The following is an 18,035-nucleotide window of genomic DNA, read 5'->3' on the forward strand; positions in this document are numbered from 1 at the left end:
CGGGCCGGGCCGCCGCTCCAGTGCGCACCGCCGGGCCTTTCGCGGACCCGGCTCCGGGCAGCGTGCCCGGCGCCGGGCGCGGGCTGCCGCCGGACTGCGCCGGAGTTCCGTTGCCCGCCAGGAGCTGACGGGCCAGGTCGCGAGCCGATGCGGTCATGCCTGCACCTCCGTGCTGTTCGTGGGGGCGGCGGACGCGCTCACGACGAGGTCTGCGCCGTCGGAAACGAAGTCCGCCACAGTCGAATCCGATGCGCCGGCGCCGAGGTCGGCGTCGGGCAGGGGCACGGGATCGGCCGTGCCCGGAGCCGTCGCCGCGCTGTCGAGAGCCGGATCGGCGGCAATCGGGGACGCGGCCGCCGGCGACGGTTCCGCCGTCGCGATCGCGGGACCGTCGGGCGTGGCCGGCGCGTTCGCCGTGGCGGCCCCCGTCTCCGAACCCGTGTCCCCGACCAGGAATTCGGCCGCCCGCGCGCCGGCCTGCTCGAGGGTGAAGGTACGGCCCATCTTGAGCGAGGTCAGGTCGATGCCGAGGGTCTTGCCTACCAGCGCGCCGAACTCGACGGCCATGAGCGAGTCCAGGCCGAGTTCGGGCACCGGAACCGTGAGGTCGATCGAGTCCGCGTCCACGCCCATGACCGTCGCCAACTGCTCGGCGAGCATGTGCGCCACCACGTCCCCGCGCTTCTGCTCGTCGAGCGCGCGCAGCGCGGCCACCAATTGCGAAGCCGCCGAGTCGTCTTCGGCCGCGGCCGCGATCTGCGCGGCGACCCGGGCGAGCATGCTGAAGTGCGGCGCGGTCGAGGCGACCTTGCCCCAGTCCGTCGGAATGATGGCGACCTGGTGGTGCAGGCCGAGTTCGAGCGCCTTGCCCAGGAATTCGGTGCCCTCGTCCATGGTGATGGAGTCGAAACCGGTGGCGACCAGGTAGCGCGCCACGGTCTCGTCCGCCTCGGCCATGCCGCCGCCGGACATATGGCCCCAGCCCACGGCCAAGGCCGTGCCGCCGTCGCGCACCACCACGTCGGCGATGGATTGCAGGGCGATGTTGGCCGCGGTGTACGCGTACTGCCCGACACCGGCGAAAATGGCGCTGCCGGAGGAGAACAGCACGAACATGTCGAGTTCGGCCCCGGCGGCGCCGATCGCGTGCCGCAGCGCCTGCGCGCCCTCGATCTTGGGCCGGAACACCGACTCCAGGCTCGCGCGGTCCATGACCGAGAGCCGCTTGTCGTCGACGATTCCGGCGGTGTGGAAGACGCCGCGCAACGGGTGCTCGGGGGAGTGCGCCCGGGCCACGACCGCGGTGATCGCCTCGACATCGGTCACGTCGACCTTCTCGACGGTGACCTCCACCCCGGCGTGCTCCCACGCCGCCAGCTGATCCCGGCTCGCCGCGCTGCTCGCTCCGCCGCGCCCGAGCAGCGTCAGCCGCGTCGCGCCGAGGCCGACCAGCCAGCGTCCCACGGCCAGGCCGAACGCGCCGAACCCGCCGGTGATGAGGTACCGCGCCGCGGGATCGATCCGGACACTCGGAATCTGCGGCCGGACCAGCGGTGCGGCGTGCTCCAGGCTGACGGCGATTCGGCCGATCTTGGTGGAGCGCGCCACGTCCTCGAACGCCTTGGCCACCTCGTCGGTGTCGTACACCTCGAACGGCAGCCGCCGGTAGGTGCCCTCCACCAGGTGCGTCTCGACCCGGTTCATCAGCGCCACGCTCTCGGCCCGCCGCATGCCGAGCATGCGGTCCAGGTCGAAGGAGTGGTACGAGACGTTCTTGTCGAAGTACCGCAGGTCCAGCACGCCGCCGGTGTAGATGTCCGCCTTGCCGATCTCCACGATGCGGCCGAACTCGGCCACCGCCTTGAAGTTCCGGCGCAGGATCTCCCCCGGCGCGGTGCTGATCACGACGTCGGCGCCGCGCCCGGCGGTGAGCCCGAGCACGTCGTCGGCGAAATTCAGTGAGCGCGAATCGAGTACGTGATCGGCGCCCTGGTCGAGCACGTAGGCCCGCCGCTCGTCGGTGCTCGCGGTGCCGATGACCTGCGCGCCGTGCAGCTTCGCGATCTGCACCGCGGCCGAGCCGACGCCGCCGGCCGCGCCGTGCACGAGCACCACGTCTCCGGCGCGCACGCGCGCCAGTTCCAGCAGCGCGTGCTCGGCGGTGGCGAAGGAGACCAGATTGGTGCTGAAGCCCGGCCGCGATTCGGCGGGCACCTTGGACATGAGATCGCGCGGCGCGGTGTGGAACCGGCTGATCATGCCCCGGGAGGACAGCATGACCCGATCCCCGGGGGCGAGGTCGGTGACGTTCGCGCCCAGCCGGACCACGACCGCGTCACCCTCCATGCCGGGGGTGGTGCCGAAGTAGGTGCCGGCCAGATCGTCGGCGCCGAGCACGCCCAGCACCTTGAGCGGGTCCTTGTAGTTCAGGCCCACCGCCAGCATGCGGACCTCGACCTCGTCCGCCTCCGGGGCGCGCCGGTCGCAGCCGCGCCAGCCCAGCCGGGACAGCACCCGCGACTTGGGCAGCTCGAGGGTGAAGTTGGCCTCCGGATCATGCAGCGGCACAGCCTGATCCAGGGCATCGATGCGGCCGGGCAGCGAGGCGTCCACGACCGGGACCCAGCGCAGTCCGGTGCGCAGGAAGACCTCGTCGGTGTCGTCGTAGCCGAAGGAACCGGGGATCGCGAGCTCGGCGTCCAGTTCCGCGTCGCCGGTGTCGGGCTCGACGTCGACCAGTCGCCAGCGCAGCCGGGGCTGTTCGTTGAGCAGGACGCGGCGTGCTCCGGCGAGCGCGGCGTGCGCCGGGTCGGGCGCGGTCTCTTCATCGGGGTGCGCGAAGGCGCGCTCGGTGACCAGGGTGACGTGCAGTGAACCGTCGCCGGTCATGGTGACCTCGACGCCGCGCCGCTCCAGCCAGGCTTCCAGGAAGCCCTCCAGGGCGACCGCGAGCCGGCGCAGCGTCCACAGCGTGTCCAGATCCGCGAAGTCGTGCCCGGCCACCAGCACGAGGTGCAGGCGGTCGATGTCCGGAACCTCCAGGGCGGCCCAGAGGCGGTCCAGCACATCGGTTTCCAGGTCGGCGCGGGTCGGATCGCCGATCGCGAGCAGCTCGCCGTGCCGCGCGGCGGACGCGATGCGGGCCGCCCGTTCGCCGGTCTCGGCGCCGAGTTCGACGACGAGGGTGTGCACGGTGTCCGCGCCGGGCAGACCGGTGCGGTCCACGGGTTCCCGCATCTCCCAGCGGTCCTCGAAGAAGAAGTCCGTCATCCGTTGCAGCGCACCGCGACCCGGGGCGATGGAGCCGAAGCGCATGCCGATGATGCGCATGACCACCTGCTGCTCGCCGTCGAGCAGGTCGATGTCCGCGGTGGGCGCGGCGGCGGTGTCGAGCCGGGCAACCACGGTCACCTCCTCGGGAATCGCCCCGAACACGCGGACCTCGTCCACCCCGACCGGAACCATGGCGCCGTCGTCCTTGGCGCCGGTGCCGGCCAGCAGCGCGGCCACGCTCTGCAGCGCCGCGTCCACCACGCAGGGGTGCGCCAGATGTCCGGAGTCCCGGGCGATGGCCGCGTCCAGGGTCGCGAGCACGGTCGCGCCCGAGACCTTGACCGAGGTGGCGCGCTGGAACGCCGGTCCGTACTGCAGTCCGCGCGCGGCCAATCCGGCGTAGAAGGCGGCGGGATCGATGGTGTGCAGCTCGTCGGTGTCGGGCAGGTCGACCTTGGCGGATTCGAACGTGCCCTCCACCAGCCTGCCCGTGGCGTGCACCGTCCAGAGGGCGTCGGGGGTGTTGCGCGAGCGGATGGTGAAGCGCCGGGTGGCTTCCTCGACCTTCACCTCCATGGTGGGCACGGCGCCGTCGTCGATGATCAGCGGTGCGACGAAGCGCACCTGTTCCACCGCGACCCGGTTCGACTCGGTGCGCACCGCGGCCGCGCTCAGGGCCGCGTCCAGGTAGGCCGCGCCGGGCAGGATGCGGGCGCCGCCGACCACGTGGTCCGCGAGCCACGGCAGGGCTTCGACCCCGAGCTGCACCCGCCACGAGGTGGTCGGGTCGTCGGCGTTCGCGTCGCCGAGCATGGGGTGACCGCCCGGGGTGCCGTACTGCTGCTGCCGGAAGAACGGCAGTTCGGTACGCAGGTGCGTGCGCTGCCAGGGGTAGCGCGGCAGGTCGAGGTGCGGGGTGACGAGGTCGGCGAACAGCGCCTCGATCGGCAGCACGCCCGCGGCGTAGAGCCCGGCCAGGGTCTGGCGCACGCTCTCGGCGTCGGCCTGCTTGCGGTTGAGGGTCGCCACGGTGGTGCCGGTCTCGCCCGCGCCGATCAGGATCTCGCGAATGTTCGCGCCCAGCACCGGATGCGGGCCGACCTCCACGAAGACGCGATTGCCCGCCCCGATGAGTTCGGTGACGGCGTCGGCGAACCGGACCGGCTGCCGCACGTTGGCGCACCAGTATTCGGCGTTCCAATCGGCCCCGGTGACCTGTCGGCCGGTGACCGTGGACAGCAGCGGCAGCGCGGGCTCGGACACGTCGAGATCGGCGAGCACCGTGCGCAGTTCGTCCAGGATCGGATCCATGAGGTAGCTGTGGTACGGCACCTCGACGTGCAGCAGCTTGGCGAAAACGCCCTGTGCGGTGAGGTCTTCGGCGATCGCGTCGAGCCGCTCGCGCGCGCCCGCCAGGGTGACGGCGCTGGGGCTGTTGACCGCGGCGATGTCGACCAGCGGGTCGCCGGCGATGAGTTCCTGCGCCGCGGCGGGAGTCAGGCCGACGGCCAGCATGCCGCCGGAACCGGCGGTCGTGGCCTGCAGGCGCGCGCGATGACAGCTGACCAGCAGCGCGTCGTGCAGCGACAGCATGCCCGTCACGTAGGCCGCGGACACCTCGCCCACGCTGTGGCCCACCACGGCGGCGGGCCGGATGCCGTGCTCGGCCAGCACCGCGAACAGCGCGACCTGGACCAGGAAGTTGGCGGGCTGGGCGATGGCGGTCTCGGTGACCCGCGACTGTTCCTCCGGCCGCGCCAGCTCCTCGAGGATGGACCAGCCGGAGATCTCCCGGAACACGGCGTCGATGCGCTCGGCCTCGGCGGCGAAAGTGCCCCCGGCGGCGAGCAGTTCGCGGCCCATACCCCACCACTGCGGGCCCATGCCGGTGAAGACGAACACCGGTTCGGCGACCTTGGAGGCGATCACCTTGGTGGCTGCCTTGCCGCCGCCGGTGGCGAATTCGACCAGGGCGGTGACCAATTCGGTGTCGTCGCCGAAGGTCAGCCCGGTGCGGAACTGGTGGTGGGTGCGGCGGGTCCACGCGGCCTCGGCGAGCGCGGCCGGATCCGCGCCGTCCGCGATCAACTCGGCGAAGCCGCGCGCCAGCTCGCGCGCGGCCTTGTCGGTGCGCGCCGAGAGCGGCAGCACGCCGAAGTGCCGGGGTTCGCGGCCCGGGTCCGCGGTGGGCACGTACTCCTGCAGGATGGCGTGCGCGTTGGTGCCGCCGTAGCCGAAACCGTTGACGGCGATGGTCATTCGCTCGACCTCGGGCCCCACCGGCTCGGCCTCGAGCTGGAGCCGCACCCCGAGCTCGTCGAACGGGATGTCCGGGTTGGGGGTGTCGAGCCAGCCCTGCGGGGCGATGGTGCGCTTGGAGACCGCCAGCGCGGACTTGATGATGCTCGCGATGCCGGAGGCGGCCTCGGTGTGCCCGAGCTGGGCCTTGACCGACCCCACGCCCACCGGCGCGGTACGGCCTTCGACCTGCCCGTACGCGCGGCCGATGGCGCGCATCTCCAGCGGGTCGCCCACGGGCGTGCCGGTGCCGTGGGCCTCGACGTAGGTGACCTCGTGCGGGGCGATCCCGGCCCGGGCGGTGACCGTCCTGGCCAGCGCTTCCTGCAGATCGGCGTTCGGGACGGTGATGGCGGTGGTGCGGCCGTCCTGGTTGGAGCCGGTCGCCTTGATCACGGCGTAGACCCGGTCCCCGTCGCGTTCGGCGTCGGCCAGCTTCTTGAGCACGACCATGCCCGAGCCCTCGCCGCGGCCGTAGCCGTCCGCGGCGGCGTCGAAGGGCTTGCTGCGCCCGTCGGCGGCCAGGAAGCCGCCCTTGCACATCGAGACGAAGGGTTCGGGCTGCATGAGCAGGGTGACCCCGCCCGCCAGCGCGACCGAGCAGTCGTCGTTGGCCAGCGCCTGACAGGCCAGGTGCAGCGCCACCAGCGAGGAGGAGCACGCGGTGTCCACCGTCATCGCGGGTCCGACCATGTTGAGCGCGAACGCGATTCGGTTCGACAGCATGGTGTACGACGCGCCCGCGGCGGTGTGCATGTCCACGTACGGCAGGGCGGCGGTCGTGTTGGAGACCGCGAGCTGATCGAGGGTGAACGCGCCCACGTAGACGCCGATCGGCGCGCCCGCGATGCGGCCCGCGATGCCGGCGTCGTCCAGGGCTTCCCAGGCGACCTCGAGCACCAGGCGCTGCTGCGGATCCATGGCCGCGGCCTCGCGCGGTGAGATGCCGAAGAAGTCCGGGTCGAAGGCCCAGGGATCGCCGGTCATGAAGGCGGCGCGCCTGGTGTACATGCGGCCCGGCGTGCGCTTGTCCGGGTCGTAGTAGCGCGTGTAGTCCCAGCGCTCGGCCGGGATCTCGGTGACACCGTCGCGCTTATCGATAATGAAGTCCCAGAACGCTTCTGGGGAATCGATACCGCCCGCGTATCGGCACCCGATTCCGACAATGGCAATATCAGACACGACGACTCCTCGGCAAATCGGATCGAAACTGGCATTCCCCCCGAGACGTGGGTCGACTCCCCACGGTGTGTTTCCGCTGAACGGCGCGGTCAGTCGATGCCGACCGGAACCGGCGGCCGCAGTACGAAATTCATCTCCGGGCCCCTGCGCCCGATCTTGGCCCTGCGGACGAACTCGAATCCGAAAGCCTTGTAGTAGCCGACATTCGCGTCCTTGCAAATGCCGCACACCGCCGCCTGTTCGCGGTCGGATTCGGCCGCGAGCCACCGCACCAGCGCCCGGCCCACCCCGGAACGCTGTACCCGCGGCTCGCAGCCCAGGTAGACGAGATAGTTGTGGGCCGTGGCCGGTGTGGTCTCGGCGATGGTCGCGTCCACATCCATGCCGCGCCCGGTCGCCCCGGCCATGGCCCACAACAGTTGTGGCCCGGAAATCGCTTCCCGCCACAGGGATTTGCCGTATCCGGCCGGGTACCAGAGCATCGCGCCGACGATCTCGTCGTCGATGGTGGCCACCGCCGCGCCGCCTGCGGGCAGGAAGCGGTGCCGGATCATGATGCGCAGCATGCGCGGTGACCTGCGGTGCCGGTCGGCCGGGTCCGGAAAGACGTAGTCCTCGATCGGGTCGTCGGTTGCGAAGGCCCGCGAGATGATGCGCGCCATGTCGTCGATGTCGTGCTCGGTAGCACGGCGAAAAACCGGTGCGCCCAACTGATTCAAAGCCGTCCCTCTACCCTGTGCCGCCCACTGCCCGACAGGCGTCGCGGGGCTGCCGCACGCCTACGGGCCGACCCACCTTGCGATGCTACTGATCGGTAGTACTGGTCAGTAGGTTACACGCGCTCGATCGGGGTGGCAGCGGTAGTTGTTGTGGCATAAAACAATTCATGACCTATTGCCCATCCCGCCGACATGGCCTAGAGTCGCGCGATCGAAAAGCATTGGAGTGCAATGCTATTGGCTGGGACAGTGTGAAGTCCGAGCTATTCGGTGGGTTGACTGGTCAACCAGTGCGATATTTGTCCGAATTTGCGCGGAGTGGCAATGGGGCGGCCTCCGACACTCCGGGACACCGCCCGTGCGCGATGAACCCCGGATGGCCGCCCGGCGAAGTCCCGCGGGCGATCGCATCGGCCTTCGGGGGTTGTCGCCCGCATTCGATGCCCGTGATGTCACACTTGTCCATGCCGCGTCATCTATTGCTCGAGTTGATCACCATTCCGCTGTTCACCGGCGTCATCGGGTACATCACCAACTGGACCGGCATACTCATGCTTTTCGAGCCCATTCGCTTTCACGGCTTCCGGGTACCGGGCCTGCGCTGGGTCTACCCGTACCTGCCGCGCCGGATCCAGGTCCTGCCGCTGCTGTCCCACGACGGCCGCTTCGGCTGGCAGGGCATCGTGCCCTCGCGCGCGGAGAAGATGGCCAGCATCGCGGTCGACAAGGGGCTGTCCAAGCTCGGCAGCATGGCGGACTTCTATCGCGAGCTCGACCCGGACAGCATCGCCGAACAGCTGGTCGATCTGATCCGGCCGCAGATCCCCGGCATCGTGCACCGCATCATGGTGCGGCGCAATCCGCAGCTCTGGTACAACCTGCCCGCCTCGGCGCGCGAACTGATCTACCGCCGGGTCGCCGAACAGCTGCCGGTCAGCGCGCGCGACATCACCACCGGTATCGGCGAGCACATCGAGGAGCTCATCGACCCCAAATGGATGACCATCCGCCACCTCACCGCGCATCCCCGGCTGATCAATCGCATGTTCCGCGAGATCGCGGCCAACGAGCTGCGCTTCATGCAGAATTTCGGCTTCTACTTCGGCTTCCCCATGGGTTTCCTGCTGGTGGGGATCCTGCACTTCTGGCCGTACTGGTGGGTCCTGCCGCTGGGCGGGGTGGTGATCGGCTACGTCGTGAACTGGGTCGGCATCACCATGATCTACGAGCCGCTGACCCCGCGCTGGTGGGTGCCGTGGCGGCAGGGCCTGATGCTGCGGCGCCGCAACGAGATCGCCGACGGCTACGCCGAGATCATCGCGGGTGAGGTCATGACACCCCAGCGCATCGCACACGAACTGCTGGCCGGCCCGCGCGCGGATCGCACGCTGTCACTGCTGGAGTCGGTGATGGGCGCCTCGGTCGACGAGGCGGCGGGCCAGGCGCTGCACGCGGTGCGGTTCTCACTCGGCCGCGCCGGGTACGAGCGAATCAAATCCGACGTGACCCCGGAACTGCTGCTGCTGACCGAGACGGCGTTCGCCGATCCGGATTTCCTCTCGGCCCAGAGCGCGCGCGTGCGCGAGTACGTCGCCGTGCAGATGCGCGCGCTGGACCGCAAGGACTTCGTGGAACTGCTGCGCTCGGCGACCCGGCAGGACGAGTGGCTGCTCTTCGTGCACGGCGCGGCCCTGGGTGTGGTGGGCGGATTGATCCACCTCGCCATTTTCGGTGTGTGAGCGTCTATTTCGTGGTTCGTGCCAGATCGACCAGCCGGGCGCGCACCAGATCCGGACGTTCGTCGACGATGAAATGCCCGCAGCCCGACACGGGTTCGAACTCGTAGTCGTCGGCCTGCGCGGTGTCCGCGGCCGCCATCGAATGATGCACCGCCACATCGTCCACCCCGAACAGCGCGCGCACCGGAATGCCGATTCTCCGGCGCTCGGGGGTCTTGGTGGAGTTCGGGATCTCGTGCAGCCAGAAGGTGCGGTAGGTGTCGGTGGCCGCGCGTGCGCACACCGGATCGCGGAAGCGGTCCGAATAGCTGCGCACCACATCGGGACTGACCGCGTCGCGATCGGTCATCGCGCCCGCGATCAGCCGTTCGAGGAAACGGGTGCGCTGTTGCAGCGGGACCCCGACGGTCGCGATGAGCGGCTGATAGGCCAGGAACCGCCACACGTGGCGCAGCACCACCTGCGACGGCACCCACGGGTGTGCCATGTTCAGCACCAGGAAGCCGTCGAATCGCTCGGGTTCGCGCAGCACCATGCGGTAGCCGATGAAACCGCCCCAGTCGTGCCCGGCCAGCAGCACGTCGCGCAGTCCCATGGCGTCGAGCAGGGCCAGCAGATCCGAGGCCACCTCCTCCTTGGCCCAGCGGTGCGGCGGCGGCCCCGACCAGCCGTAACCGGGCAGGTCGGGGACGATCACGCGCAGTCCGGCGGGTGGATCCGCGAGTAGGTCCCGGTACGCGTAATGGTGCTGCGGCCACCCGTGCAGCAGCACCACCGGCCGGCCGCCGGCCGGCCCCGATTCGGTCACATGGAACCGCACGCCGCGCGCCTGGACGAAACTGCGGCGCACCCCCGCGATGGCCGGGGGCTCGGACGAGCTGGTGGTGTAACCGGATTCGGACATGCGATCACGATAGTCAGTGCGCGGCCCCCATCGTGACTATTGCGCGGCCCGGACCCGGCGTTCGTCCCACCTGCGGACCGCCGGTTCCAGCCCGCGTGCCGCGATCGGGCCGAAGGCGGCCATCAACAGTACGTAAGTGGTGGCCAGAGCGGCGAATTCGCCCGGCGCGGCCCCCGCCGCCACGGCCAGTCCCGCGATCACGATGGAGAACTCGCCTCGGGCCACCAAAGCCGATCCAGCCCGGGCGCGTCCATACCGAGAGGTCCCTACACGCGCGGCGGCCCACCAGCCCGTCGCGACCTTCGTCGCGGTGGTCAGCACGGCCAGCGCCACCGCCCATGCCAGCACCGGCGGAATGCTGGCCGGATCGGTGCTCAATCCGAACAGCACGAAGAACAGCGCCGCGAACAGATCCCGCAGCGGCTCCAGGATTTTCGTGGCGTTGTGCGCGGTGGAATCGGAGATCGCGATGCCGAGCAGGAAAGCCCCGACCGCGGCCGAGACCTGTAGCGCCGAGGCCACACCCGCGACCAGCAGGGCCGAGCCGAGGATCTTCAGCAGGAAGATCTCGCGGTCGTCGCTGTCCACGATCATGGAGACGTAGCGGCCGTAGCGCAGCGCCACCACCAGTACGACGGTGACCGCGGCCAGGGCGATGCCGAGCGTCTGCAACCCGGCCGCGAAGCCGGCCCCGGCCAGCACCGCGGTCAGCACCGGCAGATACGCGGCCATCACCAGGTCCTCGAAGACCAGGATCGACAGAATGGTCGGGGTCTCCCGATTGCCCAGTCTGCCCAGATCGTCCAGGACCTTCGCGACGATGCCCGAGGAGGAGATGTAGGTGACCCCGGCCATGGCCACCGCGCCGGTCAGCCCCCAGCCCAGTACGAGCGCGACCAACACCCCGGGTGTCGCGTTCAGTACCAGGTCCAGGACGCCGGCGGCCCAGGATTGCCGGAGGCCGGTCACCAATTCACCGGCGGTGTACTCCAATCCGAGCAGGAGCAGCAGCAGGACCACGCCGATCTCGCTGGCCATGTGAATGAACTCGTCCGCCTGTGGCAGTTCGATCAATCCGCCGGTGCCGAACACCAATCCGCCGATGAGATACAGCGGAATGGGCGAGAGTCCGATGCGGGCGGCCACCCGCCCGAGTAATCCGAGTCCGAACAGCACCGCGCCCAGTTGAATCAATCCGAGGGCGGTGTCGTGTGCGACCATCGCCGCTTACCCGTCGGTTCGAATCAACGCGGTGGGTGGGCAGGAATTCGCGCCGCGGCGGCGGTCGGGTATCCGCTCCGCGGGGTGCGTCGTGATGGATGAAAAGCCTTTGCGCACACCGATACTCGGCTGCGGTTTCGGGTCTGTATTCACGCCCCACTATAACCGGGCAAATTGGACAGTCTGTCCGGTACGGCGAATTCTCGTGGATATCCGAGGCGGATCGCGGGGACGGGATTACGGCCGGTTGCGCCCGAACCGGGAGATCGCCGCACATAATCTTGGCTATGCCCAAGCCGTGCCTACTACTGCAGCTGCGGCCCGAGACGGCGGCCGCGGACGACGAGTACTTCGCGGTGCTGCGCAGCGCGCGCCTGGAGCCGGAGGCGGTGGTGCGGGTGCAGATGGATCGTGAGTTTCCCGCACTCGCGCTGGATGATTACTCCTCGGTCATCGTCGGCGGCGGGCCGAGCAATCTGAGCAATCCCGAACCGGAGAAATACGATTACCAGCGGCGTTTCGAACCGCTGCTGCGGGAACTGCTCGCCGAGATCGTGGCGCGGGATTTCCCCTATCTCGGCGCGTGTTACGGGCTCAGCATTCTGGCCGAGGCATTGGGCGGCACGGTCAGTGACGCGCGTTTCGGCGAGCAGGCGGGCGCGCAGACCATCGAATTGACCGCGGCCGCGCGCCTGGATCCGCTGCTGCACGATCTGCCCGAGCGATTCCGGGCATTCGTGGGGCACAAGGAAGCCTGCCAGGCGGTGCCGCCGGGCGCGATGCTACTGGCCGGATCCGCCGACTGCCCGGTCCAGATGATCAGGTTCGGGGACAATGTGTACGCCACCCAATTCCATCCCGAACTGGACGGCGACGGGCTCGCGGTGCGCATCGAAACCTACCGGCACGCGGGCTATTTCGATCCCGCCGAGGCCGACTATCTGATCGCGCTCGGGCATCGGGAATCGGTCCCGGTCCCGGCGGAGATCCTGCGGCGCTTCATTACGCGTTACCCCGCCGGCCGGTGAGCCGCGGCGGCGGGCGCTCGCGGCCGGGGGCTCCAATCCGGCTACAGCCCTGTAGTTTCGAACGTGTGAGTGCGTGGTTGGGTCGCAAGTTTCATCGAGTCGGGCGTTTCGATCAATCGGTCAGCGGGGCGGTCGCGCGAATTCCGCTGTCCGGAGCCGACGGCGGGATGCTGCGGCTGACCCGCACGGCCGACAAGGGCGTGCTGTGGATGCTGGTCGCTGCGGTACTGGCGTCCAAGCAGGGCTCCACGCGCCGCGCCGCGCTGCGCGGGGTGATCTCGATCGCCGGAGCCAGTTTCACCGTCAACCTGGTGCTGAAGAACATGTTCGCGCGGCGCCGGCCCGCGGCCGAGGAACTGCCGATCAGCAGGCGGCTGATCAATCAGCCGACCTCGTCCTCGTTCCCGTCCGGGCACAGCGCCTCGGCGGCGGCGTTCGCCACCGCGGTCGCGCTGGAGAGCCCGCGCACCGGTCTGGTGATCGCGCCCGTCGCGGCCGCCGTCGCCTATTCGCGGGTGCACACCGGCGTGCACTGGGCTTCGGACGTGTTCGTCGGGGCGGCGGTCGGCACCGGCGTCGCGCTGGCCACCAGGCTGTGGTGGCCGGTGCGCGAATCCGACGAGGCCGCCGCGCATCTGGTGCGCGAGGCGCCGATGCTGCCGGACGGCGCGGGGCTCATCGTGGTGGTCAACCCGGTGTCCGGGGACCCCGGATACGATCCGACCGCCGATGTGGCGGCGGCGCTGCCCGCGGCGACCGTGTTGCGCACCGAACCCGGTCTGGACTGCGTCGATCAGCTGGAAGCAGCTTTGGAGCAGGCGCTTTCGGGTCCGGAGAAGATTCTGGCGGTGGGCGCCGCCGGTGGTGACGGCACCATCGGCGCCGCGGCCACGGTGGCGCTGCGGCACGGGCTGGCGCTGGTGGTCATCCCGACCGGCACCCTCAATCACTTCGCCCGCGATCTCGGTGTCTACGACCTGCTCGAGGTCAGCGACGCCACCGGTGCGGGCGAGGCCGTGGCGGTCGACATCGCCTCGGTCGAACTGGAATCGGAATCCGGGACGCGCACCCACCACCTGATCAACACCGCGAGCCTGGGGGCATACCCGGAGCTGGTGCGACTGCGTGAGAAGTGGCAGGGCCGCTGGGGCAAGTGGCCCGCGTTCGCCATCGCCCTGGTGGTGATCCTGCGCCGCGCGGAGCCGATTCGCATTCGCTTCGAGGATCGCTGGCACGAGGTCTGGTTCGTCTTCGTCGGCAACGGCCCGTACCACCCGCACGGCGCGGTGCCCGCCTTCCGCGCCCGCCTCGACGCCAACCTCCTGGACGTGCGCTGGCTGCGCGCCGACGTCCGCTTCTCCCGCACCCGCGCCGTGATCGCCCTGTCGCTGGCCGCGATCGGCCGCAGCAAGGTCTACGGCGAACGCCAGGTCCCCGAACTGACGATCCACCTGGACGCCCCCGAGGCTGTGGCCGCCGACGGCGAGGTCCTCGGCGAGGCCACCACCGTCCGCTTCACCGTCGCCGGCCAGGTGACGGCCTACCGCCGCAACGAGGACAACCCCCGCTGGGCCACCCGCCCCCGCCCCCACCACCGCGAGCTACCCCTGTCCCGCCTGGCTGCCCTCTTCAAACGCGCCGCCTGATCCCTGGCGCGTGGGGACGATCCGGCAGCTGTGACCCGGCGCGTGGGCGGATGGGTCAGTCGCCGGGCGAGCCGTTGTTTCTCGGGTGCGGCGGGCCGCGCGATGTAGCGTGGCGGCCGTGACTGCTTCGGGGAGTGAGCTGTTGGGGGTGGTGGCCGCGTTGCCCGCGCCCGCGCGGATGGCGGCGATCGCGGGCGAGGCCCGGCGGCTGGTGGGGCGGGGGCAGTTGGATCCGCTGCTCGAATCGCTGTGGGCGGGTGGGCGATACGAGCGGCGCATCGCGATCCAGATGGCGCTGTGCGGCGGGGCCCGGGATTTCCTGCTGGCCCGGGTGCAGGACCCGGACCCGGAGTTCGCGGCGCGGGCCCTCTCCGCCACGATCCGGCTGGGCGTGTCCGCGGATGTGGTGGTGCGGCGACTGCCCGTGCTGTCGCGGTGGGCGCGCAAAGGCGTGTATCGCGCACTGAGCCGGGGTGATCGGACGCAGGTGGCGGATGCGCTGCTGGCGCCGGTGCGCGAGCTGTACGGCGATGTCGAGGCCGCGCGGCTGCTCGTGTACTGCTCCCCGACGGTGGTGGCCGGGACGCTGGGAGAACTGGCGTACGCGGTGCCGAGCTGGAAAGTCCTGTCCGCCAGACATATCGGCGTGGTCTTCGAGTACGTGCGGGCGGCGGCCACGACCGCCGGGCGCGACGAATGGCGGGAGTTGTGGCCGCGACTGACCGCCCATCCGCTCGCGGCGGCCGAGCACGATTCGGCGGAACTGCTCGCGCTGGCGGCCCGGGCGATCGCGTATGTGCCGGTCGGCCGGTTGCACTCGGTGGCCGGACTTCTTGCCCGCCGTGATCCCGAGGCCGTGTTCACGCTGCTGCGCAATCCGAACCGGCACGGCCGGGACCTGATGGGACCCGCCCTGTGGCGGGCCATGCTCGCCCTGCCGGACGATCGGCTGCGCGAGCTGTACGTCGCCGCCGCGCCGCGCGAGCGAGCCCGCTTCCTGCGCCGGGTGCCGCCCGCGCGGCGAACGGCCGTCGCGGGCGCGCAGCTCACCCGGCCCGGAATCGCGCCGGGGGTCATCGATCTCGCCGAACTCGACACACTGCCGCGCCGGGACCGCGCCGTACTCGCGCGCGAACTGCTCGCGCGCCCCGGCGGCGCGGACGTACCCGGCGTCGCCGATCGGCTGACCGCGAGGTTGCCTTGGGAAGAGGCCAAACCCGTACTGCTCGAATCGATTCGACGGCCCGATGCCGACGAGCGCGCGATCGCGTATCCGCTGCTCGTCACCGCCGCCGTCGGCAGCCGGGACCCGGGCGCGGTCGGCGACCTGCTCGAGCTGCTGCGCCGCCTGCGCAACGAACAGGATCCGGTGCGCCGCTGCGCGCTGCGCGCCGTTGCGGCGATTCCGATGTCCCTGCTGGCCGCGGAGCATGTGCCCGCCCTGGAACAGCTGGCCGTGGACGGCCTGGACGCACGGGACCGCTCGCACGAAACTTCTTCGGCCGTGCGTGATCTGGTGCGCACCCTGCTGATTCGCGGCGCGCAGACCGGGGAGACCGACTTCACCGCGGCCGCGCTGCGCCTGATCGCTCGGCTGGCCGAGCTCATGATCACCATCGATGTCCGCGGCCTGCATCGGAATCTGCCGCGCGGAGTCGAAATCCGTCTGTTCGAGGCCCTGCGCCCGCGGCTGGAGGCCGATGCGGACCGCGGAAGCTTCGCGCTCGCTCTGGATCTGGCGGACGGCCTGGAGGTGCGCGGGTACGGGATCGATGGATTGCGCGCGCTGCTGCTGCGGGCCTGCACCACCACCGACGACTCGACGGTGAAGCGCGCGGTGCGGCTCGCGCTGGAAGACCGGGCCACCCGCGATGAGTGTGTGGGGGACCTGCTGCGCCGCGACCGGTCCCTCATCGCGCTGTGGGAGGTGCGGGATCTGCTGTCCTGGCGGCGCACCGATCTGCTCGACGCCGTGCTCACCGGACCGAATACGGGCCGGTTCCTCGCGCGGGATGTGCGCTTCGTCCCGATGTTCGCGGGTGGTTTCGAGCGCTGGATGCCCTCCCAGATAGAGCTTTACGCGGGCGTGCTCGCTGACTACGCCACCCACCCGAAAGTGTCGATCGGCGAACGGGCCATGGCCGTCGCGCAATTGGGCCTGCTGCCCGGCTGCTTCGACCGCGTGCTGCCCTTTCTGGCCTCGGCCGACCTCACCGTGGCCGAATCCGCGCTCACCGCGCTGGGACGCAGCGACGAGCCCGAGCGCGCCATCGCGCTGCTGAGCGAGCAGGTGCGCGGCGACCTCGCGCGGGTCACGGTCAGCGGCATCGCCTCCCAGGCCAGGTATATCTCGCCGCCGCGCCTGGCCACGGTGCTGGAACCACTACTGGACTCGCCCAAGATCACCGCGATGAAGGAGGGCCTGCGCCTGCTCGCGGTCCTGCGCGCCCCCGGTGCGGCCGCGATCATCCGCGAGTGCGCGGACCGCCCCGGCACGCACCGCGACGTACGGCGCGCCGCCGTCCATGCCACCCGCTTCCTGTTCGACGAGGACGAGACCTGGCAGCTGCTCGCCGAGCTGGCCACCGATCCGGAGGTGGCGGACGCGATCCTCGACATCGCGCCGTCGCACCTGCCGACTCGACTGCGATTCCGGTTCGCCGGCTTCGTCCGGGAGCTGGCCGCGAGCGCCGATCACCGGGTGGCCGCGCAGGCCCTGAGCGCGCTCGCCGTCTGGTACCCCTGGCTGCTGCCGAGCCCCACCGACATCCGGGTGGACCGGCTCACCGACCTCACCGAGGTCGGGCTCTGGTCCACCGCCGCCCACGCGCTGCTCACCGCCGCGTCCGGCACCGGCGATCCCGCCCCGCTGGTGGAAGCCCTCGAACGCCTGCTGGCACAGACGAACTCCGACTTCCCGGATCGGGATCTACCGGCCCGTCAGCGCATCGCTTTCGTGCTGAACCGGCTGGTTTCGACGCTGTGTCTACACGAACACACCCGGCCGATCGGGTCCCGCGTCTGCGCGCTGCTCATGCCCGACCCGCTGTGGCACGAGCAGGTCATCGAACTCACCTTCGCCGCCATGCGCTGGACCGAGATCGACGCCACCGTCGCGGCCGTTCGGGCGCTCGCGCCCATAGCTACCGGAGCCCTGACCGACTGCCCCGCACGTCAGCCGGCGTCACGATCGACGACCCCGGTGACCGAACTGCCTCCCGCCGCACTGGAATCCATCGCGAGCGCGCTGGCCCCGGATCCGGACCCGGCGACCGCCCTGACCGCTACGGCCCTGATCGCCCAGTGCGGCAGGCACTTCGGCTGGTCCCCGCCCTGGACCACCCTGCTGACGACCCTGCGCGCGCACCCCGCCCCCGATGTCCGCCGCGCCGCCCACGCCGTCTTCACCGCCCCGGAGTAGGCCGCCGGGTCACTCGCCGCACCCCGGCCGGGCGAGGCCCCCTCACCCGGTGGCTCGAACCGGCGGCACGGTGACCGTGTGCCCGGCAGCGAAGGTCGGCGGTCGCCGAAAGGCCGCCGCCGTCCCGTGTCCGCGGCGCGAAACCGCGCTGGATGCGCCGGGCGAAGCCGGCCGGTGTACCCGGCACACGCGCCGTGTCCGGATGGGCCGGCGCGACGTCTCACAGCGTCCCGGCGTCGGTCCCCGCCCCGAGTGTGTGCTCCGGCCGCCCCGGACTCGGCACTAGCCGTTGCGGCGACGCCGGGACATCAGGATCCCGGTCAGCCAGCCCAAGGCGAACATGACCAGCAGGACCAGCCACATCGGGGAGGTGATGGTCATGAGCAGGAACTCGATCGAGACCTTGGTGCGGTTGGCGGCGATGAAGATGACCGCGACGACGACCAGGGCCAGGGCCAGCCACTGGGTGGGGGAGATGCGGGAGAGCAGCGAAGGCTTTGCCGGGGTGGTCATGCGAACTCCTCGCGGACGGTTCCGGATGGGTAGCTGATTATTCGCCACTATTCCGTACGCCGCGAGGAAATCGGACAACTCAGGCGGGTGA

The 18,035-nt window shown here is 70.5% G+C and carries 9 protein-coding genes; 4 read left to right on the top strand and 5 right to left on the bottom strand.

The annotated features are described in order from the left end of the window. Positions 1-153: 153 nt before the first annotated feature. Both ABZ319_RS32330 and ABZ319_RS32335 read right to left on the bottom strand, forming a co-directional pair. Entirely contained in the window at positions 154-6,753 is a 6,600-nt protein-coding gene (locus ABZ319_RS32330) for an SDR family NAD(P)-dependent oxidoreductase (protein ID WP_354990329.1), read from the bottom strand. 89 nt (positions 6,754-6,842) lie between these two features. Further along, positions 6,843-7,472: a GNAT family N-acetyltransferase gene (locus tag ABZ319_RS32335; RefSeq protein ID WP_354990330.1), complete on the bottom strand. Its 630-nt coding sequence runs from the start codon at positions 7,470-7,472 to the stop codon at positions 6,843-6,845. A gap of 449 nt (positions 7,473-7,921) precedes the next feature. Here ABZ319_RS32335 and ABZ319_RS32340 point away from each other — a divergent pair, with 449 nt between their 5' ends. Beyond that, positions 7,922-9,211, top strand: a complete 1,290-nt coding sequence (locus ABZ319_RS32340) for a hypothetical protein (protein WP_354990331.1) — start codon at positions 7,922-7,924, stop codon at positions 9,209-9,211. A 4-nt stretch (positions 9,212-9,215) separates the two neighbouring features. On the opposite strand, the gene ABZ319_RS32345 is transcribed toward ABZ319_RS32340, so the two are convergent. Both ABZ319_RS32345 and ABZ319_RS32350 read right to left on the bottom strand, forming a co-directional pair. Then, positions 9,216-10,115 carry an alpha/beta hydrolase gene (locus ABZ319_RS32345; protein ID WP_354990332.1) on the bottom strand — a complete coding sequence of 300 codons (900 nt, stop codon included), beginning with the start codon at positions 10,113-10,115 and terminating at the stop codon, positions 9,216-9,218. 36 nt (positions 10,116-10,151) lie between these two features. Further along, positions 10,152-11,336 carry a cation:proton antiporter gene (locus tag ABZ319_RS32350; RefSeq protein WP_354990333.1) on the bottom strand — a complete coding sequence of 395 codons (1,185 nt, stop codon included), beginning with the start codon at positions 11,334-11,336 and terminating at the stop codon, positions 10,152-10,154. A 287-nt stretch (positions 11,337-11,623) separates the two neighbouring features. Between ABZ319_RS32350 and ABZ319_RS32355 the strand changes: the two genes are divergently transcribed. From ABZ319_RS32355 to ABZ319_RS32365, 3 genes are all read left to right on the top strand, one after another. Continuing rightward, positions 11,624-12,364: a glutamine amidotransferase gene (locus ABZ319_RS32355; protein WP_354990334.1), complete on the top strand. Its 741-nt coding sequence runs from the start codon at positions 11,624-11,626 to the stop codon at positions 12,362-12,364. Positions 12,365-12,429: 65 nt separating this feature from the next. Continuing rightward, positions 12,430-14,010 (top strand): phosphatase PAP2 family protein, encoded by a 1,581-nt coding sequence (locus ABZ319_RS32360; protein WP_354990335.1) that lies wholly within the window; start codon positions 12,430-12,432, stop codon positions 14,008-14,010. A 118-nt stretch (positions 14,011-14,128) separates the two neighbouring features. Continuing rightward, the gene (locus ABZ319_RS32365; RefSeq protein ID WP_354990336.1) at positions 14,129-17,431 is read left to right on the top strand and encodes a hypothetical protein; all 3,303 of its coding nucleotides are present in this window, start codon (positions 14,129-14,131) and stop codon (positions 17,429-17,431) included. 282 nt (positions 17,432-17,713) lie between these two features. Here ABZ319_RS32365 and ABZ319_RS32370 read toward each other — a convergent pair whose 3' ends face one another. Continuing rightward, on the bottom strand, positions 17,714-17,944 hold the full coding sequence (locus ABZ319_RS32370; RefSeq protein ID WP_354990337.1) for a LapA family protein: 231 nt from the start codon (positions 17,942-17,944) through the stop codon (positions 17,714-17,716). Positions 17,945-18,035: the final 91 nt, after the last annotated feature.

The sequence above is a fragment of the Nocardia sp. NPDC005978 genome (assembly GCF_040614455.1).
Classification (GTDB): Bacteria; Actinomycetota; Actinomycetes; order Mycobacteriales; family Mycobacteriaceae; genus Nocardia.